Origin of the sequence: Bradyrhizobium vignae (assembly GCF_004114425.1) — a bacterium.
Lineage (GTDB): Bacteria > Pseudomonadota > Alphaproteobacteria > Rhizobiales > Xanthobacteraceae > Bradyrhizobium > Bradyrhizobium vignae.
Genome location: NZ_RDQF01000019.1, coordinates 73419 through 97105, shown reverse-complemented (window position 1 = coordinate 97105; position 23687 = coordinate 73419). Strand labels below are relative to the sequence as shown.

Sequence of the window (23687 nt, the reverse complement as noted above, 5' to 3'; positions counted from 1 at the left end):
CAATTGCGTGCCTTGAGCCTATCACGGAGTGCCTCATGACTGAACCCGCTTACGACCTGATCATCCGCGGCGGCCGTGTCGCGACCACGACCGACGTCTTCGAGGCCGACGTCGCCATATCAGGCGAAACCATCGCCGCCGTCGGCCGCGGGCTTCCGGCGGCCAAGCGCGAGATCGACGCACGCGGCAAGCTGGTGTTGCCTGGCGGCGTCGACAGCCACGCCCATATCGAGCAGTTGTCGGCCGCCGGCATCATGAACGCCGACACTTTTGAGAGCGCGACCGTCTCGGCCGCGTTCGGCGGCACCACCACGGTGATCCCGTTCGCCGCCCAGCATGTCGGGATGAAGCTGCCACAGGTGGTGGAGGATTATCACGCGCTGGCGAAGAAGGGTGCGGTGATCGACTACGCCTTTCACATGATCATCGCGGATGCGACCAGGGAGACGGTGGAGGAGCACATCCCGTCGCTGGTGAAGCAGGGCCATGCGTCGATCAAGATCTTCATGACCTACGACCGGCTCAAGGTCGATGACGAGCCTTTGCTCGACATCCTGCTCGCCGCGCGCGAGTCCGGCGCGATGCTGTGTGCGCATGCCGAGAATCACGGCATCATTGCCTGGATGGTGAAGCGGCTGCTTGCGCGCGGCTACACCATGCCGAAATATCACGCCGTCAGCCACGCGCGTGTGTCGGAGGCGGAAGCGTTCACGCGCCTGATCGGCATGGCCGCGCTGATCGACCAGCCGATCATGATCTTCCATGTCTCGACCGCCGAAGGCGCCAAGGTGATCCGCGACTCGCGCGGGCAGGGGCTCAAGGTGTTCGCCGAGACCTGCCCGCAATATCTGTTCCTCACCGCCCACGATCTCGACAAGCCCGGCGCCGAAGGCGCCAAATGGATGTGCAGCCCGCCGCCGCGCACGCATGCCGACCAGGAGGCGCTGTGGCAGGCGCTCTCGCTCGGCGATCTCCAGACCATCTCCTCCGATCACGCGCCGTATCGTTACGATGAGACCGGCAAGCTGCGCGCCGGCCCCAATCCCAATTTCAAGCAGGTCGCGAATGGCCTGCCTGGGCTTGAGCTGCGGCTGCCGCTGTTGTTCGACGCGATGGTGTCAAAGGGGCGGCTCGGCCTGGAAAAATTCGTCGAGCTGACCGCGACGGCGCCGGCAAAGATCTACAATCTGCATCCGCGCAAGGGCTCGATCGCGGTCGGGGCCGACGCCGATATCGCGATCTGGGACCCAAACCGCGAGGTCACGATTGCCGACGAGATGATGCACGATCTCGCCGGCTACACGCCGTTCTCGGGTCGCAAGCTGAAGGGCTGGCCGGTATCGGTGCTCTCGCGCGGCCGCGTGATCATCGACGGCAACAAGTGTCTCGCGAGCGCCGGCAGCGGAAAATTCCTGGCGCGCAGCGGCGGCGAGGCGGCAAAGCCGACCGGCCGGCTCGTCGCCGACATGGATCCGGAACGGAATTTCGGAGCAAAACTGCTGTGACGGTGGATCGCTCGCGATGAAGATCGTCATCTTCGGCGGCACCGGGTTTGTCGGCCTCAATCTTGCCGAGGTGCTGCTTGCGCGCGGACACGAGGTGACGCTGCATGATCGTTCGCCGCTGCCACCGGCTGCGCAGCGATCGCTGGCCGACTACCGCGAGCGGCTCAAGGTCGTTCAGGGCGACATCACCGACGCGCAAGGCATCGACGCCCTCATGGCACAGGGCTGCGACGCGATCGTGCTGGGCGCCGCGGTCACCGCCGGCGATGATCTCGAACGGGCATCGCCCGCGCGCGTTCTCGAAATCAACGTGATGGCGCAGATTCCCATTCTGCTTGCGGCGATCCGCCATGGTGTTCGCCGCGTCATCAATCTTTCGTCGGCGTCGGCCTACGGGGCAGCAGGTCAACGTCACCGGATATTGGACGAGGAAACGCCCTGCGATCCCGTCTCGTTCTACGCCATCAGCAAATTCACCTCCGAGCGCTCCGTAGCGCGCCATGCCGAGCTCTTTGGCGGTGATTTCCTGAGCGTGCGCTTGAGTGCCGTGTTCGGTCCTTGGGAGCGGCCCGGCTCGGTGCGAGATACGCCGAGCCTCCAGTTCCAAATCCTCGCTGCGTTCGCCCGCGGCGAACCGGCGCTCTTGCCAGCTCCTGGAATCAAAGATTGGACCTATGCGCCGGACGTCGCCGAGGCGGTGGCACTGCTGATCGAGGCCGAGCGGCCGCGCGATCGGCTTTACAATATCTCCAGCGGCGTGGCGTGGTCGGCGCTGCAATGGGGCGAGGCGTTTGCGGCCCTGCATCCCGGGCTGGAGTGCCGGCTCGTGTCTCCCGGAGAGAAGACCGTCATCAAGCTTCATGGCGGGGATCGCGCGCCGCTGTCGGTCAGGCGGATGGCCGACGAATTCGGCTGGCGCGCGCGGTTCGGCTGCGCCGAATCCGCTGCCGCGATGAGCGCCTGGTGGGTGCAGCACAAGGAGGGGATTTGATATGCGGCTGCAGGGGCGCACGGCGATCATCACGGGAGCGGGCTCGGGGATCGGCCGCGCCAGCGCAAAACTGTTCGCGGAGGAAGGCGCGCGCCTTGCTCTGGTCGATCGTGATGCTGCAGGGCTTCAAGACACGCTGAAGCTGCTGAGCGAGGCAACGACGCATGTCGGCGACGTCGGCGATGCCGCGTTCGCCGAGGCGGTTGTCGGCGATGTCGTCGCGCGGCACGGTCGGCTCGACATCCTGATGACCGCTGCGGGGTTCTCCTGCGGCGGCACGGTGCTGACCACGAGTCCGGAAGACTGGGACGCGGTGTTCCGCGCCAATGTCGGCGGCACCTGGCTGTGGGCGCGGGCCGCGGTGCCGCAGATGCAGCGGCAGAACAGCGGCTCGATCATCACGCTGGCCTCGCAGCTTGCGATCGCCGGCGGCAAGGGCAACAGCGCCTATATCGCCGCCAAGGGCGCAATCGTCAGCCTGACGCGGACGATGGCGGTGGATTTCGCAACGGACGGCATTCGCGTCAACGCGATTGCGCCGGGCGCGATCGACACGCCGATGCTTCGCCGCAGCTTTGCCCGTCACGCCAATCCAGATGAGGTGCGTGAGGCCTCGCGCAACCGCCACGCCATGAAGCGGTTCGGTCAGGCCGAAGAGGTCGCGCAGGCCGCGTTGCATCTCGCCAGCGATGCCTCTTCGTTCACGACGGGCACCGTGATGGTGGTCGACGGAGGCTGGCTCGCGGCATGAGTGAGGCGCTCACCCAGCTCGAAGCTGATATTCGCGCCGATCTGGCGCGGATCGCCCATCCCGGCGCCGCGTGGCTCGAAGCGAAAACGGGACCCGACGGCAAGACGGCGCTGGATGTGCTCATCGTCGGCGCAGGCCAGTCGGGCATCGCCATCGGTTTCGGCCTGCTGCGCTCCCGCGTCAGCAACATCCTGCTGATCGACAAGGCCGAGGAAGGGAAGGAGGGCCCGTGGCTCACCTATGCCCGCATGCCGACGCTGCGCAGCCCAAAGGACTACACTGGTCCGGACCTCGATATCCCCAGCCTGACCTACCAGTCCTGGCATGAGGCCCGCTTCGGCAAGGAGAGCTGGCAGGCACTCGACCTGATCCCGCGCGCCCATTGGGCGGCGTATCTGCTCTGGCTGCGGCGCACGATCGCCTTGCCGGTACGCAACGGTTGCGAGCTCCTTGAGATTGCGCCTGCGTCTGACGGCCTGCTCGCCGCGCGCGTGAAACGGGCAGGAGAGGTCGAGACGCTCTACGCCCGCAAGATCGTCCTGGCGACGGGGCAGGAGGGCATGGGCGGCTGGATGATTCCGGAGCAGCTCGCGCATCTGCCGGCGAGTTCGGTCGCGACCGTCGCCGACGACATCGATTTCGAAAGCCTGCGCGGCAAGCGCGTCGCCGTGATCGGCGCCGGCGCCTCTGCCTCGACAATGCGGCAACGGCGCTGGAAGCCGGTGCCGCCGAAGTGCACCTGCTGTGCCGGCGTGCGCAGATCCAGGTGATCCAGCCCTATCGTTGGCTGACCTTCCGCGGCTTCCTGCGCCATCTCAGCGATGTCGACGATACCTGGCGCTGGCGCTTCATGCGCAAGATCCTCGAGATGCGCGAGGGATTTCCGCAACCAACCTATGACCGCTGCGCGCGGCACGCCAATTTTACGTTGCACGAGGGCGCGCCGGTCGAGGCGGCGCGCAAGACCGGCGAGGCCATCGAATTGGAGACGCCACGCGGCGCCATCACCGCCGATTTCGTCATCTGCGGCACCGGCATCGACATGAACTTTGCCGGCCGCGGCGAGCTCGCCAAGTGCGCCGGTAACATCGCGACCTGGGCCGACCGCTACCAGCCGCCCGAGGACGAGCGCAACGAACGCCTCGGCCGCTTTCCCTATCTTGCCGATGATTACGCCTTCACCGAGCTCGCGCCGGGAAAGACACCGTGGATCTCCGACATCCATCTCTTCGCCATTGCCTCCACCATGAGCTTCGGTCCGTCGGGATCCTCGATCAATGCGATGACGACCGCCGTTCCAAAGCTGGTCCACGGCCTGACGCGCGGCCTGTTCCGCGCCGATATCGCCCGCCATTGGGCCTCGCTCAGCGCCTATGACGCGCCGCAGGCCGTGGTCACGCGGCCGGCGCGAAAAATGGGGGGATCGCTGTGACCATCCATGCGCCGCCGCGACGATTCGTCCGCAAAACGCCCGATGAGACTGGCGCGCAACTTGCTTCTCTCTTAACCTGCCTTGCTGGCGTTCTCGTTCGAAATTCAGGGAAAAACCGATGCGTTTTGTGTCTTTCAGGCCGGCGACCTCAGTGCTCGCTATCACCGCACTGTTGCTCATCGTCACCGCGCCGTCGCAAGCGCAAACCAGGGCAGAGACATTGCGCTACGTGACCGGCGCGTCCGTCAACACGCTCGATCCCAACATCCCCGGCTCGACCCGCGAGTCCTTCGCATTGAGCATGAGCACCTATGACCGTCTGGTCGCGTTCGGCCGCAAGCAGCTCAACGGCAAATGGGTATTCGATCTCGACACGATCACGGGCGAGCTCGCCGAATCCTACGAGGTCAGCCCCGACGGCCTGAAGCTCACCTTCCGCCTGCGCAAGGACGCAAAATTCCAGGACGGCTCGCCCGTCACGGCCGAGGACGTGAAATGGTCGCTCGATCGCTGCGTCACCGCGCCGATCCTCGGCAAGGCGCAATTGCTGACGGGATCGCTGACATCGGCCGATCAGTTCAAGGTGATTGATCCCCTCACCATAGAGGTGACGCTGCCAAAACCCGACAAGCTCGCGCTGCCCAATCTCGCCACCGTCTACCCGATGATCATCAACTCGAAAGTGGCAAAGGAGCACGCGACGGCTGACGATCCCTGGGCAACAGCCTGGCTGAAGGAGCACACCGCCGGCAGCGGCGCCTATGTGGTCGAGAGCTTCAAGCCCGGCGAGCAGGTGATCGTCAAGCGCAACGAGGACTGGAACCGCGGCTCGGCCAACAAGCCGGCCTTCTTCAAGCGCATCATCGTGCAATCGGTGCCGGAGCCCGCGACCCGCGCCAACCTCGTCGAGCGCGGCGATGCCGATCTCGTGCTCGATCTGCAGGCCAGCGACGTGCAGTCGCTGGAAGCCAAGGGCAAGCTGAAGGTGGTCTCGACGCCGCAATACAATGCGATCACCTACGTCTCCATGAACAACCAGATCCCGCCCTTCGACAACGTCAATGTCCGCCGCGCCATCGCTTTCGCGCTGCCCTATGACGACATGTTCAAGGCCGCCCTGTTCGGCCGCGGTTCGCCGCTGTTCGGCGCAACCTGGGCGGACGGCAAGCCGGCGAACGGAATCTATCCGTTCCAGCAGCCGGTGAAGCTCGACCTCGACAAGGCCAGGGAATATCTGAAGGCCGCAGGTCTCCCCGAGGGCTTCTCGACCACCTTCAGCTTCAACGTCGGCCAGGCCTCGACCGCCGAGCCGATGGCGGCTCTCGTGAAGGAATCGCTCGGCAAGATCGGGATCAAGGTCGACATCCAGAAGCTGCCGGATGCGCAGATGTCGACGCAGATCAACGAGAAGAAGCTTCCCTTCTACACCGAAGGCATCGTCGCCTGGCTACCGTCGACCGACTACTTCTACCGCAACTTCTACACCGGCAATCAGCGCTGGAACTACTCTTCGATCAACAACCCGGAGCTTGCCGCGATCGCGCAGGAGGCGCGCTTCGAGCCTGATAAGGCCAAGTATGAGGAAGCCGGCCGCAAGCTCAACGCGATGCACTTTGATCTGATGCCGCAGATCATGTTGTGGCAGCCAAACCAGGACGCCGTCATGGCGCCGTCGATCGAAGGCTACACCTACGAGTTCCATCGCCAGGTCGACTATCGCGACGTCAGCCGCAAGTGATCTCGGAAAGCGAAGGAGGCTCTGAAGAGCGATGACCGGTCTTGGCGCAACGCTCGTGCGGGCGGGCAGGCGGCTTCTGTCGTCGCTGCCGGCGCTGTTCGGCGTGCTGGTCTTCACCTTCCTGCTGATGCGCGTCCTGCCCGGAGATCCCGCGGTGTTCTTCGCCTCGGGGCCCAATGCCGGCAAGGAGGAGATCGAGCTGATCCGCAAGCAGATGGGCCTCGACAGGTCGGTGCTGGAGCAGCTCGTGTTCTATCTCTCCGACATCAGCCACGGCAATCTCGGCCGCTCCATGATGACCGGCCAGCCGGTGCTGAAGGATCTGCGCGAGCGGCTGCCGGCTTCGCTGGAGCTCACCTTCACCGCGCTCCTGATCGCGCTGATTGCGGCGGTGCCGCTCGGCGTCATCGCGGCGCTACGGCCGGGGTCGGTCATCGATCACGGCGTGCGGCTGTTCTGCGCGCTCGGTGTCTGCGTGCCGACCTTCGTCTCGGGCCTGCTACTGATCTACGTATTCTATTATCTGCTCGGGCTTGCGCCTGATCCGACCGGGCGGATCGACGTCTTCACCTCGCTGCCGCCGCAGCGCACCGGCTTTCTTTCGATCGATTTCCTGCTCGCCGGCGATCTCGAGGGCTGGTGGACGGCCTGCAGGCAATTGATTCTGCCGGCGGTGAGCATGGCGCTGTTCGTGATCGCCCCGCTGGCGCGGATCACGCGGGCCTCGATGCTGGTCTCGCTCGGCAGCGATTTCGTGCGCACTGCGCGCTCGGTCGGGTTATCCTGGCGCAAGGTGGTCGTGACCTACGCGCTGCGCAATGCGATCCTGCCGGTCATCACCATCGCCGGCATCGTGTTCTCGACGATGCTGGGCGCCAACGTCCTGGTGGAGAAGGTGTTCTCTTGGCCGGGCGTTGCCTCCTATGCGCTCGATGCGCTGCTGTCCTCCGACTATGCACCGGTGCAGGGCTTCGTGCTGCTGATGGCCAGCCTGTTCGTGTTGGTCAATCTCGTGGTCGATATCTGCTACGGTATCGCCGACCCCAGGGTGTCGATCGAATGACCAGCGCCACACTTCGCCATTCGGTCTGGATCCTGCGCGGCAATCCGCTCACGGCGGTGGCTGCGGCCGGGGTGACGCTGTTCGTCCTGGTCGCGATCTTCGGACCGTGGATCGTGCCTTACGATCCGGTGGCCTCGAATGTCTCGGAGGCACTGCTGCCGCCGAGTGCGGCGCACATTGCCGGCACCGACCAGCTCGGCCGCGACGTGTTCAGCCGTCTCGTCATCGCCGCACGGCTCGACCTTGCCATCGCAGTCTCCGCGGTCGGAATCTCCTTTGTCATCGGCGCCGTCGTCGGCGCGTTCTGCGGCTATGCGGGCGGCCGCCTCGATCGCACCGTCGGCCGTTTCGTCGATGTGATGATGGCGTTTCCACTGTTCGTGCTGGCGATGGCGATGGTCGCAGCCCTCGGCAACCGGATCGAAAACATCGTGATCGCGACCGCGATCATCAATCTTCCATTCTACATCCGCTTCGCGCGGGCCGAGGTCAACGTCCGCCGCAATGTCGGCTGGGTCGAGGCCGCGCGCGCCTGCGGCGAGAGTCACTTCTCCGTGGTGCTGCGCTTCCTGCTGCCGAACATCCTGCCGGCGATGGCGGTGCAGATCTCGCTCAATCTGGGCTGGGCCATTCTCAATGCGGCCGGCCTGTCCTTCATCGGCCTCGGCGTCAAGCCGCCGACGCCGGAATGGGGCATCATGGTCGCCGAAGGGGCGCGCTTCATCTCGACCGGACGGTGGTGGCTGGTGGCCTTTCCGGGCCTTGCGCTGATGCTGGCGGTGCTGTGCTTCAACCTCCTCGGCGACGGGATGCGGGACATCCTCGATCCCCGGATGCGCACATGAGCCAGGACCTCCTCAGGATCGACGATCTCCACGTCGCGTTCTCGACGCGGCGCGGCATGGTCGAGGCCGTGCGCGGCGTGACGCTCACGGTGAAGGCCGGTGAGATGCTCGGCCTCGTCGGCGAGAGCGGCTCGGGCAAGTCGGTCACGGGCTTTGCGACGACGCGGCTGCTCGATGCCGCGGGCCGCGTCACCGCCGGCAAGATCCTGTTTCGTGGGCAGGACGTCACGAAGCTCAGGGGCGATGATCTCCGACAGCTGCAGGGCGCCGCGATGTCGATGATCTTCCAGAACCCGCGAGCGGCGCTCAATCCGATCCGAGCGATCGGCCTGCAGATCGCAGACGCGATCCTTACGCACAAGCGTATCTCGAAACAGGCCGCGCGCGCCGAGGCGCTGGAGTTGTTGCGCGCCGTCCAGATCCGCGATCCCGAGCAGCGGATGAACGCCTATCCGCACGAGCTCTCCGGCGGCATGTGCCAGCGCGTCATGATCGCGATTGCGATCTCCTGCAATCCCGCACTGTTGATCGCCGACGAGCCGACCACCGGGCTCGACGTCACCACGCAGAAGGTGGTGATGGATCTCTTGGCAGACATCGCGGCCGCGCGCGGCATGGCGACGATCCTGATCACGCACGACCTCGGGCTCGCAGCGCGCTATTGCCGCCGCATCGCCGTGATGGAGCGTGGCCGCATCGTCGAGGAGGCGAGTCCAAACACTCTCTTCAGCGCGCCACGGCACGCCTATACGAGACGCCTGGTTGCGGCGTCGCCGACGGCGACGTCACGGATCGAAGACCTCGTGACGGAAGAGGAGAGGGAGCGTTACACGGCCGTTCTCGGCAAGCCGCGTCCGACGCTCGCGCACGGCACGCCGCCGCTTCTGGAAGTACGGAAGCTCGCAAAGCGCTTCGACCAGGGCTCAGCAGCAGTCGCCGACTTCTCGATGACGATGGCCAGCGGCGAAAGTGTCGGTCTCGTCGGCGAGTCCGGCTCCGGCAAGAGCACGACTTCGCGGATGATCTGCCGCCTGATCGATCCGAGCGAAGGCGACATCGTGTTCGACGGTCAATCGATCGGGCACGTAGCGTCGCGTGATTTTCACCGCTCGCCATTGCGCAAAAACATTCAGATGGTGTTCCAGGACCCGAACGAGAGCCTCAACCCGCGCTTCACCGCCTTCGACTGCATTGCCCACCCCTTGATGCGACTCGACGGCATGCGCGCTGGCGAGGCGCTGCGCCAACGCGTGGAAGAGTGCGCGCAGCGCGCGGGATTGCCGCTCGATCTGTTGCCGCGCTTTCCGCATCAGCTCTCCGGCGGCCAGAAGGCCCGCGTCGGCATTGCCCGCGCCATCGCCTGCCGGCCGCGGCTTCTGGTGCTCGACGAGCCGACCGCCGCGCTCGACGTCTCGGTACAAGCGGTTGTGCTGCAGCTGCTCGATCGCCTTCGGCGTGAAAATGACATCGCGCTGCTGTTCGTCAGCCACGATCTCAACGTCGTGCGCATGCTGTGCGATCGCACCATCGTGCTGCGCAATGGCGGCATCGTGGAGCAGGGCGAGAGCCGGGCTCTGTTCGAAAATCCGAAGACCGACTACACGCGCAAATTGGTCGAGGCGATCCCCCACATCGAGGCCGGGCCGGCGCTGGTGGCCGCCCTCTGAGCCCGTATCGGCCGGAATGGCGATGAGATCCCGCTGGCGAAGGCGGATTTAGTGGCATAGCATTTGCTTGCAAATGGGCTCGGTTTCACTTGCCCCATTGCCAATGAACAGCTGGCATCACGGCACTACTGGGAGGACTTGATGGATCGCAGGACCGTATTGAAGGGACTGGCCGGCGCGGGCGGTCTGGCGTTGACGGGTGGCCTGTCGGCCCCGGCGATCGCCCAGGGTGCGGCGGCACGCACCCTGCGTTTCGTGCCGCAGGCCAATCTCGCCAATTTCGATCCGATCTGGGGCACGCAGTATGTCGTGCGCAATGCGGCCGCGATGGTCTGGGACACTCTTTACGGCATTGATTCCTCGCTGCAGCCGCAACGGCAGATGGTCGAATCCGAGGAAGTGACCGACGATGGCACGACCTGGACGTTCAAACTGCGGCCGGCGCTCAAGTTCCATGACGGCGAGCCGGTGCTGAGCAAGGACGTCGTTGCAAGCCTGACGCGCTGGTCGGCGCGCGATCCCATGGGACTGATGATCAAGGCGCTGCAGCAGGAGCTCACGGCGGTCGACGACCGCACCTTCAAGTGGGTGCTCAAGCAGCCCTTCCCGAAGATGCTGTACGCGCTGGCCAAGAACAATTCGCCGTGCTGCTTCATCATGCCGGAGCGCATCGCGCAGACCGATCCGTTCAAGCAGATCACGGATTATGTCGGCTCCGGGCCGATGAAGTTCGCCAAGGGCGAATGGGTGCCCGGCGCGAAGGCCGTGTTCGAGAAATTTGCCGACTATCAGCCGCGGCAAGAGAAAGCATCGTGGCTCGCGGGCGGCAAGCAGATGCTGCTCGACCGCATCGAATGGATCGTGATGCCGGATCCGGCCACGGCAGCCGCTGCCTTGCAGAACGGCGAGGTCGATTGGTGGGAAAATCCGATTGCGGACCTCGTTCCAGTTCTGAAGAAGAACAAGAACATCAGCGTCGACATCGGCGATCCCCTCGGCAATATCGGCTCGTTCCGCATGAACCATCTGTTTCCGCCGTTCAACGACGTGCGGGCGCGGCGCGCGGTGCTGATGGCGCTCAGCCAGGAAGACTACATGCGCGCGATCGTCGGCGACGACACCGCGCTGTGGAAGCCGCTGCCCGGCTTCTTCACGCCGAATACGCCGCTCTACAGCGAAGTCGGTGGCGAGATCCTGAAGGGCAAGCGCGACTTCGATGCGGCCAAGAAGCTGCTCGCCGAGAGCGGCTATTCCGGCCAGCCCGTGACGTGCCTCGTGGCGCAGGACCAGCCGATCACCAAGGCGCAGGGCGACGTCACCGCGGACCTCTTGAAGAAGCTCGGCATGAACGTCGACTTCGTCGCGACCGATTGGGGCACGGTCGGCTCCCGCCGTGCGCAGAAGACGCCGCCGGGGCAGGGCGGTTGGAACATGTTCCACACCTGGCACGCGGGCGCCGACTGCATCAATCCGGCTCCCTACACCGCCATTCGCGCCAACGGCGACAAGGCCTGGTTCGGCTGGCCCAACAGCCCCGGGACCGAGAAGGAGGTCACGTCCTGGTTCGAGGCCAAGAACCTCGACGAGGAGAAGGCCGCCATCGGCCGCCTCAACAAGGCGGCGCTCGATGACGTCGTCTACGTGCCGACGGGCTTCTTCCTGAGCTACACCGCCTGGCGAAAGAACGTCTCCGGCATCACCAAGGCGCCGCTGCCGTTCTTCTGGGGCGTGTCGAAGTCCGCATGATCGCGCGCTGAGGCCAGATGCTCTCCTACATCCTCCGTCGCATCGTCGCGACCTTGCCAGTGATGGCGATCGTCGCGCTGTTCGTGTTCAGCCTGCTCTACATCGCGCCGGGTGATCCGGCCGTGGTGATCGCGGGTGACCAGGCGAGCCCGGAGGATGTGGAGCGCATCCGCCAGAGCCTCGGCCTCGATCGTCCGTTCCTGGTCCAGTTCGGAAGCTGGGTCTGGCGCATCCTGCATGGCGATCTCGGCACCTCGATCTTCACCAATCTGCCGGTCTCGGCGATGATCGGGCAGCGTCTCGGACCGACGCTGTCGCTGATGGTCGTCACACTGCTGCTCACGATCGTGGTGGCGGTACCGCTCGGCGTGGTGGCGGCGTGGAAGGCCGGCAGCCTGATCGACCGCGTCATCATGGGCTTTGCCGTGTTCGGCTTCTCGCTGCCCGTGTTCGTGGTCGGCTACATGCTCGCCTACATCTTCGCGCTCGAGCTCGAATGGCTCCCGGTGCAAGGCTATACGCCGCTTGCGCAAGGTTTCTGGCCGTGGCTGGAAAACCTGATCCTGCCGGCGATCGCGCTCGGCTGCGTCTACATCGCGCTGGTCGCGCGTATCACGCGGGCAGCCATGCTCGAAGTGCTGCAGCAGGACTATATCCGCACTGCCAAGGCCAAGGGCCTTGGGCAGGGCGGCATCCTGTTCATTCACGCGCTGAAGAACGCAGCGGTCCCGATCGTCACCGTGATCGGGATCGGCATCGCGCTGCTGATCGGCGGTGCGGTCGTGACCGAGAGCGTGTTCGCGATTCCCGGCCTCGGCCGCCTCACGATCGATGCGATCCTGCGCCGCGACTATCCGGTGATCCAGGGCATCGTGCTGCTGTTCAGTTTCGTTTACGTCCTCGTCAATCTGATGATCGACGTCGTCTATACGCTCGTTGACCCGAGGATCCGCTATTGACCGACACCACCGTCAATCCGCAATCGCTTCCCACCGGCCTCGTTCTCGCGCCGCAACTGCCGGAGATCCTCCGGCCGGTCAAGATCCGGCGCGGCTTCGTCGGCCTCTTGCGCGGCCATCCCACCGTTGCGATCGGCGGCGTGTTGTTGCTCGCACTGGTTTTGATCGCCGCCTTCGCCCCTCATCTCGGGACGGTCGACCCGACCGCGCTTGCGCCCGCCAAGCGCACACGGGCGCCGTCGGCCGATTTCTGGTTCGGCACCGACGTGCTCGGCCGCGACATCTATTCGCGGGTGCTGTTTGGCGCGCGGGTCTCGCTCACCGTCGGCCTGTCGGTCGCGATCTTCGCGTCCGCGGCGGGTCTTGCCATCGGCATGGTCTCCGGCTTCATCCGTTGGGCCGACGGCATCCTGATGCGCTTCATGGACGGCTTGATGTCCATTCCGCCGATACTGCTCGCGATCGCGCTGATGGCGCTGACGCGCGGCAGCGTCGGCAATGTCATCCTCGCCATCACCATCGCCGAAATCCCGCGCGTCTCGCGCCTCGTGCGCAGTGTCGTGCTGTCGCTGCGCGAGCAGCCCTATGTGGACGCGGCGGTCGCCTGCGGCACGCGCACGCCCATGATCATCTTGCGTCACATCCTGCCGAACACGGTTGCGCCGATGCTGGTGCAGGCGACCTATATCTGCGCCAGCGCCATGATCACGGAGGCGATCCTGTCCTTCATCGGCGCCGGCACGCCGCCCACCATTCCGTCCTGGGGCAACATCATGGCCGAGGGCCGCGCGCTGTGGCAGGTCAAGCCCTATATCGTGTTCTTCCCGGCGGCGTTCCTGTCCGTCACCGTTCTCGCCGTGAACCTGCTCGGCGACGGCCTTCGCGATGCGCTCGATCCGCGCTTGGCCAAGCGTCTTTAGATGTCTCGGGGCTGATCGCGATGGCGCTGCTTGAAGTCGAGAACCTCCAGACCCACTTCCGCACCCCCGGCGGCATCAACCGCGCGGTGGACGGGGTGTCCTTCCACGTCAACGAGGGCGAGACGCTGGCCATCGTCGGGGAGTCCGGCTGCGGCAAGTCGGTGACGTCGATGTCCTTGATGCGGCTGATCCCGGAGCCGCCGGGCAGGATCGCCGGCAGCATCCGCTTTGCCGGCAAGGATCTCCTGAAGCTGTCGGACCGCGAGATGCGCGCAATCCGCGGCAACGACATCTCGATGATCTTCCAGGAGCCGATGACCAGCCTCAACCCGGTGCTGACCGTCGGCCGCCAGATCCGCGAGACCTTGATGATCCATCAGGGGCTCGACAAGCAGGCCGCCGAGGCGCACGCGATCGGGATGCTGACGCTGGTCGGCATTCCCGAGCCGAAGCGGCGCGTCGGCGAATATCCGCACCAGCTCTCCGGCGGCATGCGCCAGCGCGTGATGATCGCGGTTGCGCTCGCCTGCAATCCGAAGCTTCTCATAGCGGACGAGCCGACCACCGCGCTCGACGTGACCATCCAGGCGCAGATCCTGAAGCTGATGCTGGACCTGAAGCGCCGGGTCGGCGCCGCCATCATCCTGATCACCCACGATCTCGGCGTCGTCGCCGAAATCGCCGAACGTGTCATGGTGATGTATGCCGGTCGCAAGGTCGAGGAGGCGCCGGTAGCCGAGCTGTTCCGCTCGCCGCGTCATCCCTATACGCAAGGCCTGCTCGGCGCGGTGCCGAAGCTCGGCTCATCGCTTGCCGGGACCGCAACGCGGCTCGCCGAGATCCCAGGGCAGGTGCCTGACCTCCGCAAGCCCATTATCGGCTGCGTCTTTGCCGGCCGCTGTGCGCTTGCGACCGACCTCTGCCGGCAATATGCGCCGGGGCTCGAAGAGAAGGGCCCGCGCCACATCGCCGCCTGTCATTACGCCGCCAAGGGAGCGATCGCGGCATGAGTCCCCCGCTGCTCCAGGTCAACGACCTCAAGAAGCACTTCCCGATCAACAAGGGCCTGTTCGGCCGCAAGTCCGAGTTCGTCTATGCGGTCGACGGCGTGTCGTTCGAGATCGCGCGCGGCGAGACCTTGTCGCTGGTCGGCGAGTCCGGGTGTGGCAAGTCGACGGTCGGCCGCGCCATTTTGCGACTGTTCGAGATCACCTCGGGCCAGGTCATTCTCGACGGCCAGCGCATCGACGACGCGCATCCGAGCACGATGCGCCAGATGCGCCGTCGCGTGCAGGTGGTGTTCCAGGACCCGTTCTCCAGCCTCAACCCGCGCATGCGCGTGCGCGACATCTTGGCCGAGCCGATCCGCAATTTCGGTCTCGCCAAGTCCAAGGAGGATCTCGAGGTCCGCGTCACCGCGCTGATGGATACCGTGCGCCTGCCGCGCGAGGCGCTGAACCGCAGGCCTCACGAATTCTCCGGCGGCCAGCGCCAGCGCATCGGGATTGCCCGTGCGCTCGCGGCCGAGCCCGAGCTGATCGTGTGTGACGAGGCAGTCTCCGCGCTCGACGTCTCAGTCAAGGCGCAGATCGTCAATCTGCTCCAGGACCTCCAGCGCGAGTTCGGCTTGGCGCTGTTGTTCATCAGCCACGACCTCGCCATCGTCGAGCACATGACGCATCGGGTTGCAGTGATGTATCTCGGCAAGATCGTGGAAGTGGCGCCGCGCCGCGAGATCTTTGCCGCGCCAAGGCATCCCTACACCAAGGCGCTGCTTTCGGCGGTGCCGCTGCCCGAGCCCGGCGCCCAGCGCAATCCGATCATCCTCAAGGGCGACGTGCCGAGCCCGATCAACCCGCCGCGCGGCTGCCGCTTCCATACCCGTTGCCCCTTCGTCTTTGACCGCTGCCGAACGGAGGAGCCGACGCTGCGTGTGGTGGGAGACGAGCAGTGGGTGGCCTGTCACCTCGAAGAGCCGCCGTAGGGGCTCACCCCTGCCGGCGCAGGAAGCCCGTGATCGTGACCTTTTCCCAAATGCCGGCCGCAGCAAAGGGATCGGCACGGTTGAAGGCTTCGACTTCGGCGCGGCCCGGTGCCTCGATCAGGAACAGGCTGCCGATCATCGTCTGGCCATCGTCGGAGACCAGCGGTCCCGACATGACGATCTTGACGCCGAAGCGCGAGGTGTCGCTCAGGAAAGCCTTGTGGGCATCGTAATTGGCAAGCCGGGTCGGCAGCGCGCCGGTGCGGTCGACGGCGTGAATGGCAAACAGCATGATGTCTCCGTTTCTTGCTTCAATTCTTGGGACGGCCGCAGGAGCGGCCGTCCGGACTCGTGGTGTTCTGATTATTTCGCGCTGAGCTTGCCGGCGTCCTCGAACGTCGGGCAGGTCCGCTGCTCCAACGGCACGTCGAAGGGCTGGTAATTATCCTTGGTGATGACGGTCGGCTTCAGCACGATCTCGCTGATGATAGGCTGATTGCGCAAGGAGCGGATCGCCATCATGGTGCCGAGGCAGCCTTGTGCAAAGCCGTTGTAATCGCCGCTCGCCAGCAGCTTGCCGGACTTGATCGCGTCGATCGCCTCCTTGGTGCCGTTGATGCCGATCACCAGCGCCTTGCGGTTGGCGCCGTCGAGCGCCTCGATCGCGCCGATCGCCATGGCGTCGTTGGCCGCGAGCACGCCGTCGATCTGCGAATTCGACTGCATCAGGTTCTCCATCACCTGAAGCGCCTGAAGCCGTTGATAGTTACCGGGCTGTGAAGCCAGCAGCTTGGCGCTGGGCGCTTCCTTCAGCGCGTCGTTGAAGCCGCGCACGCGATCGACATTGGTCAGCGAGCCCTTGACGCCCTCGATGATGACGATGTTGCCCTTGCCGCCGAGGGTCTTGAGCAGGAAGCGCGCGGTCTCCAGCCCGAGGCTGTAATCGTCGGCGCCGACGAAGGAGAGGAACTTGCCGCCGGCGGAGCGGTCGGTGATGTTGACGACCGGGATCTTGGCCTCGTTGATCTTCTCGACACCGGGCACCATCGCCTTGTAATCGACAGGCGTGAAGACGATCGCGCTCGGCTTTTTGACGACCACGTCCTCGATCTGACTGAGCTGCTCGGGAATCGAGTCCGGCTTGGTCGGGATGTATTGCAGCGTCTTGGCGTTCAGCGATTTCGCCATATTGTCGGCGCCGACCCGCACCGTCTGGAAGAACGGGTTGGTCTGGTTCTTGGTGAAGACGGCGATAGCCTCGCCGTCGGCACGCACCTCGGTCGCGAGTGCAACTGCCATCAGCAGCGGCAGCGCCAGGTAACCCAGCTTCTTTTTCATATTGCCTCCATCCCTCATTTTGCTTGTTGGATTTCTGAGTGCTCATTGCGCGCGGCGGCGGGTCTTCATGTCGAGCCAGACCGCGAGAATGACGATGATGCCTGTCACCAGCGGCTGCCAGTTGGCGCTGACTGACAGCAAGTTCATGCCGTTCAGCACCAAGGTCAGGATCAGCGCGCCAATGAAGGTGCCGAACACGGTGCCGACGCCGCCGAACAGCGAGGTGCCGCCGATCAGCACGGCCGCGATTGCCGGCAGCGTCAGGCTCTCGCCGATGTCGGCTTCGGCCGAATTGAGCCGTGACAGGAAGATGATCGAGGCGAGCCCCGCCATAGTGCCCGAGACCGCGTAGACCAGCAGCAGGCGCCGCGCGACCGGGATGCCGGAGAGCCGCGCCGCGACCGGATTGGCGCCGATCGCGTAGATCTCCTGGCCCCAGATCGTGCGCTGCGCGAACAGCGTGCCGATCCCGAGAAACACCAGCAGCAGATAGACCGGGATCGGCAGGCCGAACAGATAGCCGCTGCCGATCTGGCGGAATCCGGCCGGGAAGCCATGCAGCGTCTCGCCCGCCATGTACCAATAGGTGAGGCCGTTCAGCACCCAGAGCATGCCATAGGTGGCGATGAAGGAGGGGATGCGCAGCGCCGTGACCATGATGCCGTTGAGCAGGCCGACGATGCCGCCGCACGCGAGCCCGGTGAGGATGCCGAGCGCCGGCGACCCCGTCTTGTGGATGATGGTGCCGGCGATGCAGGCCGACAGCGCGACGTTGGCGCCGACGGAGAGATCAAGACCCGCGGTCAGCACCACCAGCGTCAGGCCGGAGGCGATGAAGAAGGTCAGGCTCGCCTGCCTCAGCACGTTGAGGATGTTGCCGAGGCTGAGGAAGGAGTCGCTGAGCACGGCCAGCACGGCGCAGATCAGGAGCGCGGCGAGCAGGCGGTAGAACAGCTGGACTGCGTCCTGCGAGAGGAAGGAGCGGGGCGGCACGATGGCGCCCTTGGTGATGTCGGTCATGCCCGGCTCCTGAGGCCGTCGAGGAACAGCGCGAGGATGACGAGCACGCCGACGCTTGCGACCTGCACCGAGGACGGCAGCGAGATCAGGTTCAGCCCGTTCCGCAAGACGCCCACCGCGATCACGCCCAGTACGGTGCCGAGCAGCCAACCATTGCCGCGCTCGAAAGACGTGCCGCCGACGGCGACGGCGGCGATGGCGTCGAATTCGAGGCCAAGGCCGGCGGTAGGGTGGCCGGAGTTCATCCGTGCGGTCATCAACAGACCGGCGATGCCGGCCATGGCTCCGCCGATCGCGTAGACCGCGATCAGCAGCCTGTTCGGCGACAGGCCGGCGTAGCGCAGCGCCTCGCGATTGCCGCCGAGCGCGAAGATGTAGGTGCCGAAGCGGGTGTGATAGAGCAGGCCGTGAAAGGCGGCGTACGTCACCAATGCCATCACGACCGGCACGGGAATGCCGAGAAGCGTCGCCGAATAGATGTCGCGGACGCTGTGGGGAATGCCGACCACGCTCTGCCCATCGCTGACGATCAGGGACAGGCCCTGAGCCATGCCGAGCGTGCCGAGCGTCGCGACGAAGGGCGGGATGCCAATGATCGCGACCAGCCAGCCATTGGCGACGCCGAACGTTGCGCCGACAAGGAGGCCGGCCCCTAGGCCCAGCAGCATCGACTTGGTCGCGAGCGACACGATCGCGACGCAGAGAGAGGTCAGCGTCAGCACCGCGCCCATCGACAGGTCCAGCCCCTCGGTCATGATGATCAACGTCATCGGCAGCGCGAGCATGGTCAGGATGGTGGACTGCACCAGCACGTTGGAGAGGTTGGCGACCGACAGGAAGCCGGGCGCGATCACGCTGAACAGTGCGATCAGCAGCACCAGCACGATGGCAACGCCGGGAATGCGCTGCAGCGGATTGGGTTGCGAAATGACCGCGGCTTCACGCATGATGCATCCCCAGTCGCACGATGTTCTCCTCCGTGAGTTCGCTGCGTGTCAGGTGCCCGGCAATGCGCCCCTCGCGCATCACATAGGCGCGGTCGCAGACATGGCAGATCTCGATCTGTTCGGACGAGATCATCAGGGCCGCCGCGCCGTCGGCGACGAGGCGGTCGATCAGCGCAAAAATCTCGGACTTGGCGCCGATGTCGATGCCGCGCGTCGGCTCGTCGAAGATGAAGAGTTTTGAGCCAGCCGCGAGCCATTTGCCGATCACGACCTTCTGCTGGTTGCCGCCGGAGAGCAGGCCGACGGTCTGGCGCGCGCTCGGGGTTGCAATGCGCAGCTGCCGGATCAGGCCATCGGCGGTGCGCTGGGCCGAGCGCTGGTCGAACAACCCGCTCGGAAAAAGCTTCTTCAGCGCCGAGACCACCAGATTATCGCTCACCGATCGCAGCAGCGCGAGGCCTTCGCTCTTGCGGCTCTCCGGGATCAGCGCGATGCCGCGGCGGGCGGCGAGGTCCGGCTCGCCCGAGATAGTTTTGCCGTCGAAGATGATCTCGCCCGACGTCACGGGATCGGCGCCAAAGATGGCGCGCGCGACCTCGCTGCGGCCCGAGCCGACCAGGCCGCACAGGCCGACGATCTCGCCCCGGCGCACCTCGATGTTGATGTCGAAGATCCCGGTCGGCGCAGTCAGGCCCTTGACCTCCAGCAGCACCTCGCCCGGCTTGTCGGCGAAATTCCGCGGGTAGGTCATGTCGACATTGCGGCCGACCATCATGCGGACGAGCTGGTCCGGCGTCACGTCGGCCGGTCGGACGCCGTCGATGCGGCGGCCGTCGCGCAGCACGGTGATGCGGTCGCCGAGCGCGAACACCTCGGCCATCCGGTGCGAGATGTAGACGATCGCCACCCCATCGCCTTTCAGTCGTGCGATCAGAGCGAACAAGAGCTCGGTCTCGCGGTCGGACAGCGCCGCGGTGGGCTCGTCCATCACGAGGATGCGGGCGTTTTGGCTGATCGCCTTCGCGATCTCGACCATCTGCTGCTGCGCCACTCCCAGCTTATCGACGGTGGTGGATGGATCGATGTCGAAACCGATCGTGTCGAGCACGCGCCTTGCGTCGGCCAATATCCTGCGGCGGTCGATGGTGCCGGGGATGCGGCCCTTCGGTTCGCGGCCGAGGAAGATGTTCTGGGCGATGTCGAGATAGGGGACCAGCGAGAATTCCTGGAAGATCACGGCAATGCCGAGCTTCTGCGCATCGGCCGTGGAACTGATCGCGACCCTCTCACCCTTGTGGTAGAATTCGCCAGCGTCGGCACGGTAGGCGCCGCACAGCACCTTCATCAGGCTCGATTTTCCGGCGCCGTTCTCGCCCAGCAGCATATGGACTTCGCCGGGATAGATGGCAAAGGACACGTCGTCCAGCGCCTTGACGCCGGGAAACTCCTTGCTGATGCCGCGCAGCTCCAGCAGCGGCGTGGGCAAGGTGACCTCGATCGGAAGCGCGTCGCTCATGCTTTGGCTCCGCTCGCAAAGATCTTTCCGGGGTTCATCAAGCCATTCGGGTCGAGTGCCGTCTTGATGGATCGCATCACATCGACGGCCTCGCCGAGTTCGTCGGCGAGATAGTCGATCTTGCCGAGCCCGATGCCGTGCTCGCCGGTGCAGGTGCCGTCCATGGCGATGGCGCGGGCGACCATGCGGGCCTGCAGCGCCTTGGCGCCTTCGGTCTCCTCCGGCTTGTTGGGATCGATCAGGATCAGCATGTGGAAATTGCCGTCGCCGACATGGCCGACGATCGGCGCGGTGAAGCCGTGCGCGTCCGCATCGCGCCGTGTCTCGGTCAGGCATTCCGCGAGACGCGAAATCGGCACGCAGATGTCGGTGATCACCGCGCGAGCGCCGGGGCGGAGGCCGAGGCCGGCATAGAGCGTGTTGTCGCGGGCGTGCCAGAGCCGGCTGCGGTCTTCCTGAGCCTTGGCCCAGGCAAAGCCGTGGCCGCCATGGTCGGCGGCGATCGCCTGAGCGGCCTCGGCCTGTTCGGCTACGGAGCTCTCGGAGCCATGGAATTCGAAGAAGAGGGTCGGCGCCTCGCGATGGCCGAGCTTGGCGTAGGCGTTGATGCCGCGCATCATGACGTCGTCGAGTAGTTCGACGCGCGCCACGGGGATTGCGGACTGGATCACGGAGATCGCGGTGTCCACGGCATCGTGAAGGGTGTCGAAGCTGCAGACCGCGGCCGAGATCGCCTGCGGCACCGGGTGCACCTTCAACGTGATCTCGGTGATCACACCGAGCGTGCCTTCAGCGCCGACGAACATTCGCGTCAGATCATAACCGGCGGCGGACTTGCGGGCGCGCTTGGCGGTGCGGATGATACGGCCGTCGGCCAGCACCACCTCCAGCGCCATGACATTGTCCTTCATGGTGCCGTAGCGCACCGCCATGGTTCCGGAGGCGCGGGTGGACGTCATGCCGCCGATCGACGCGTCGGCGCCGGGGTCGATCGGGAAGAACAGGCCGGTGTTGCGCAGCTCCGCATTGAGCTGCTTGCGGGTGATGCCGGGTTGCACCACCACATCCATGTCGCTGTCGTGGACGGCCAGCACCCTGTTCATGCGCGCGAAGTCGAAACAGACGCCGCCCGCGGCTGCCGCGGCATTGCCTTCGAGCGAGGTACCGGCGCCGAACGGAACGATCGGCATGCCCGCGTCGGCGCACAGTTTGACGATCTTAGCGACTTCCTGCGTCGTCTCGGGATAGACGACGATGTCGGGCGGCAAATTGCGATAATGCGACTCGCTCTGCCCATGCTGATCGAGCACGCCGCGCGCGACGCTCGCGCGCGGACCGATCATGCCGGTGAGGCGCTCGGCAACTATGCTCGTGCTGACCCGCGGTCCCATCCTTGCTCCTTGTCTCCCCGATCGCGGACTCTTGCCGGTCCGCGTTGTCGTTCGGCTTAGGCGGCTCTTGCGTTGCTCGCAACCTGCTTCAAGCCGAAATCATAGTTGAGGTGAAAATACGCGCGTTCGACCATGCGACCATCCGGCGCGCGGCCGGCGGGATGACGGACGAAATCCCGGATCAGGCTGTCCTTCACGCCGAACACGACGTCGCTGTCGAGATATTGGTCGCCGGCGACGAACACGTGCGTCACGAGCTGTTCGAAGCCGGGTGCCGAGATCATGAAGTGCACATGTGCGGGGCGCCAGGGATGGCGTCCCTGCGCCTCCAGCATCTCGCCGACCGGGCCGTCATGCGGAATGGGATAGGCGGCGGGCTTGATCGACCAGAAATGGAAGCGGCCATTGGCATCGGTGTGGAAGCGGGCACGCATCGCGAGATCGCCGATGGCGTCGAGCTGCTGCACGTCATAATAGCCGTCATCGTCGGAGTGCCAGACGTCGACGATGGCGCCCGCGAGCGGCTTGCCGTCAACAGTCGAGACCGAGCCGGTGACCAGCATCGGGTCGCCTTCCATCGGGCCGGAGATATCTGCGCCGCTGTCCTTCTCCGGCGCGGCCTGGACGAAGAAGGGGCCGAGCACCGTGGTTTCGGTCGCGCCTTCCGGCACCGGATGGTTGATGGCATCGACCAGCATGGAGACGCCGAGCGTGTCGGAGAGCAGGATGAACTCCTGGCGCTTGTCATCGCACATGTGCCCGGTGCGGGTCAGGAAGTCGATGCCGTACTCCCATTCCTTCTGGGTCGGCCGCACCTCGCGGACGAAGGCATGGAGATGGCGCACCAGCGCCTCGCTGACCTCCTTGATCCGTGGGTCGGTTGCGCCCGCGATCCGCTCCAGCACGGCGTCCGTGATGGTGGTCTCGTTGAAATTACGCATATGTGCCTCCGTTGATCACAGCTTCGGCTCGCCGAGGCCGGACAACCGTTCGAGATGCTTGACGGTCGCGATGAAATCGGTGTCGCCCTCGCCCTGCGCGACCAGCGAGCCATAGGTCTCGCGCACCTGGGCGGCGAGCTGCAGCGGCACGCCGACGGCATGGCCGGCACCCAAGATGAGGTCGAGGTCCTTGGCCATCTGCCTGCAGGAGAAGGTCGACTCGAAATCGCGGGTCCGCAGCGGCGCGGTCTTGTACTTCACCATGGGCGAGGCAACCGCGCTGTCGTCGAGCACTTTCAAGATGTCCTGCCAGGCGATGCCGCCCTTGCGCGCCAGCGCCAGGCTCTCCGCCATCATCGCCGCCGACACCGCGATCATCAGGTTGACCGAGAGTTTTGCGTAGCGGGCTTCCTCGGCCGGCCCGAGATAGGTCTGGGCGCGCGTGAAGGCGGCGAACAGCGGCTTTGTATTTTCGAAAGCGTCCTTCGGCCCCGAGACGAAGCAGGTCAAAGCGCCGGTATGAACGATGCTGGCGTTGCCGGAGACCGGTGCACGAAGATAGGCAATGCCGCGTGCCTGCGCGGCGGCTGCAACTTCGGTCGAGGCCTCGACACTCACGGTGCTGGTCTCGATCAAGACGGCTCCGGGTGTCATCGCGGCGATGAGGCCGGCAGGACCGAGCAGCGCGCCGCGCAAAGCGGCGTCGTCGGGTAGGGACGTGACGACTGCGGTCTTGCCGCCCACGGCCTCGGCCGGCGAAGCGGCAGTTGCAATGCCCTGCGCGCGTGCTTCGGCGATGCGCGCAGCGTTCTGATCGAATGCGGTCACGGTGTAACCGGCCTTGGCGACGAGCACCGACATCGGCAAGCCCATCTTGCCGATCCCGATGAAAGCGACGTCTTTCAGAGCATCAGTCATTATTCTTGTCCATTG

Annotated in this window: 20 protein-coding genes and 1 pseudogene; 13 read left to right on the top strand and 8 right to left on the bottom strand. The window is 65.3% G+C overall.

Annotation, left to right across the window (positions count from 1 at the left end):
- Positions 1–35: 35 nt before the first annotated feature.
- The 13 genes and pseudogenes from hydA to EAV90_RS18335 all read left to right on the top strand — a co-directional run bounded on the left by hydA (position 36) and on the right by EAV90_RS18335 (position 15601).
- Entirely contained in the window at positions 36–1505 is a 1470-nt protein-coding gene (hydA, locus tag EAV90_RS18395; protein WP_129144273.1) for a dihydropyrimidinase, read from the top strand.
- Between the two features lie 16 nt (positions 1506–1521).
- Complete coding sequence (locus EAV90_RS18390; RefSeq protein WP_122403972.1) at positions 1522–2496, top strand: NAD-dependent epimerase/dehydratase family protein; 975 nt, start codon at positions 1522–1524, stop codon at positions 2494–2496.
- Position 2497: 1 nt separating this feature from the next.
- The gene (locus EAV90_RS18385) at positions 2498–3247 is read left to right on the top strand and encodes an SDR family oxidoreductase (RefSeq protein WP_129144272.1); all 750 of its coding nucleotides are present in this window, start codon (positions 2498–2500) and stop codon (positions 3245–3247) included.
- Positions 3244–4679 (top strand): annotated as a pseudogene (locus tag EAV90_RS18380) (NAD(P)-binding domain-containing protein). The gene EAV90_RS18385 and the pseudogene EAV90_RS18380 overlap by 4 nt, the downstream one beginning before the upstream one ends.
- A 118-nt stretch (positions 4680–4797) precedes the next feature.
- The gene (locus tag EAV90_RS18375; RefSeq protein WP_129144271.1) at positions 4798–6417 is read left to right on the top strand and encodes an ABC transporter substrate-binding protein; all 1620 of its coding nucleotides are present in this window, start codon (positions 4798–4800) and stop codon (positions 6415–6417) included.
- 31 nt (positions 6418–6448) lie between these two features.
- Positions 6449–7480: an ABC transporter permease gene (locus tag EAV90_RS18370; protein ID WP_129144270.1), complete on the top strand. Its 1032-nt coding sequence runs from the start codon at positions 6449–6451 to the stop codon at positions 7478–7480.
- A complete protein-coding gene (locus tag EAV90_RS18365; RefSeq protein WP_122403967.1) occupies positions 7477–8325 on the top strand; it encodes an ABC transporter permease in 849 nt (282 codons plus the stop codon). The genes EAV90_RS18370 and EAV90_RS18365 overlap by 4 nt, the downstream gene beginning before the upstream one ends.
- A complete protein-coding gene (gene nikE, locus EAV90_RS18360) occupies positions 8322–9992 on the top strand; it encodes a nickel ABC transporter ATP-binding protein NikE (RefSeq protein ID WP_129144269.1) in 1671 nt (556 codons plus the stop codon). Before EAV90_RS18365 ends, nikE begins: the two co-directional genes overlap by 4 nt.
- Positions 9993–10133: 141 nt before the next feature.
- Positions 10134–11738 carry an ABC transporter substrate-binding protein gene (locus EAV90_RS18355; protein WP_129144268.1) on the top strand — a complete coding sequence of 535 codons (1605 nt, stop codon included), beginning with the start codon at positions 10134–10136 and terminating at the stop codon, positions 11736–11738.
- Positions 11739–11755: 17 nt separating this feature from the next.
- Positions 11756–12697 (top strand): ABC transporter permease, encoded by a 942-nt coding sequence (locus tag EAV90_RS18350; protein ID WP_129144267.1) that lies wholly within the window; start codon positions 11756–11758, stop codon positions 12695–12697.
- Positions 12694–13617 (top strand): ABC transporter permease, encoded by a 924-nt coding sequence (locus EAV90_RS18345; RefSeq protein ID WP_129144266.1) that lies wholly within the window; start codon positions 12694–12696, stop codon positions 13615–13617. Before EAV90_RS18350 ends, EAV90_RS18345 begins: the two co-directional genes overlap by 4 nt.
- Positions 13618–13637: 20 nt before the next feature.
- Positions 13638–14627 (top strand): ABC transporter ATP-binding protein, encoded by a 990-nt coding sequence (locus EAV90_RS18340; RefSeq protein ID WP_129144265.1) that lies wholly within the window; start codon positions 13638–13640, stop codon positions 14625–14627.
- Positions 14624–15601, top strand: coding sequence for an ABC transporter ATP-binding protein (locus EAV90_RS18335; RefSeq protein ID WP_122403961.1), 978 nt, complete (start codon positions 14624–14626; stop codon positions 15599–15601). The genes EAV90_RS18340 and EAV90_RS18335 overlap by 4 nt, the downstream gene beginning before the upstream one ends.
- A 4-nt stretch (positions 15602–15605) precedes the next feature.
- On the opposite strand, the gene EAV90_RS18330 is transcribed toward EAV90_RS18335, so the two are convergent.
- From EAV90_RS18330 to EAV90_RS18295, 8 genes are all read right to left on the bottom strand, one after another.
- Positions 15606–15893, bottom strand: coding sequence for a YciI family protein (locus EAV90_RS18330; protein ID WP_129144264.1), 288 nt, complete (start codon positions 15891–15893; stop codon positions 15606–15608).
- 71 nt (positions 15894–15964) lie between these two features.
- Complete coding sequence (locus EAV90_RS18325; RefSeq protein ID WP_164937002.1) at positions 15965–16939, bottom strand: sugar ABC transporter substrate-binding protein; 975 nt, start codon at positions 16937–16939, stop codon at positions 15965–15967.
- Positions 16940–16981: 42 nt separating this feature from the next.
- Complete coding sequence (locus EAV90_RS18320) at positions 16982–17959, bottom strand: ABC transporter permease (protein ID WP_122403958.1); 978 nt, start codon at positions 17957–17959, stop codon at positions 16982–16984.
- Positions 17956–18906 carry an ABC transporter permease gene (locus EAV90_RS18315; RefSeq protein ID WP_122403957.1) on the bottom strand — a complete coding sequence of 317 codons (951 nt, stop codon included), beginning with the start codon at positions 18904–18906 and terminating at the stop codon, positions 17956–17958. The genes EAV90_RS18320 and EAV90_RS18315 overlap by 4 nt, the downstream gene beginning before the upstream one ends.
- A complete protein-coding gene (locus tag EAV90_RS18310) occupies positions 18899–20422 on the bottom strand; it encodes a sugar ABC transporter ATP-binding protein (RefSeq protein ID WP_129144262.1) in 1524 nt (507 codons plus the stop codon). Before EAV90_RS18310 ends, EAV90_RS18315 begins: the two co-directional genes overlap by 8 nt.
- Positions 20419–21813, bottom strand: coding sequence for an FAD-linked oxidase C-terminal domain-containing protein (locus EAV90_RS18305; RefSeq protein ID WP_129144261.1), 1395 nt, complete (start codon positions 21811–21813; stop codon positions 20419–20421). The genes EAV90_RS18310 and EAV90_RS18305 overlap by 4 nt, the downstream gene beginning before the upstream one ends.
- A gap of 56 nt (positions 21814–21869) precedes the next feature.
- Positions 21870–22754 (bottom strand): intradiol ring-cleavage dioxygenase, encoded by an 885-nt coding sequence (locus EAV90_RS18300; RefSeq protein WP_129144260.1) that lies wholly within the window; start codon positions 22752–22754, stop codon positions 21870–21872.
- Positions 22755–22769: 15 nt separating this feature from the next.
- Positions 22770–23672: an NAD(P)-dependent oxidoreductase gene (locus EAV90_RS18295; protein WP_129144259.1), complete on the bottom strand. Its 903-nt coding sequence runs from the start codon at positions 23670–23672 to the stop codon at positions 22770–22772.
- Positions 23673–23687 lie beyond the last annotated feature (15 nt).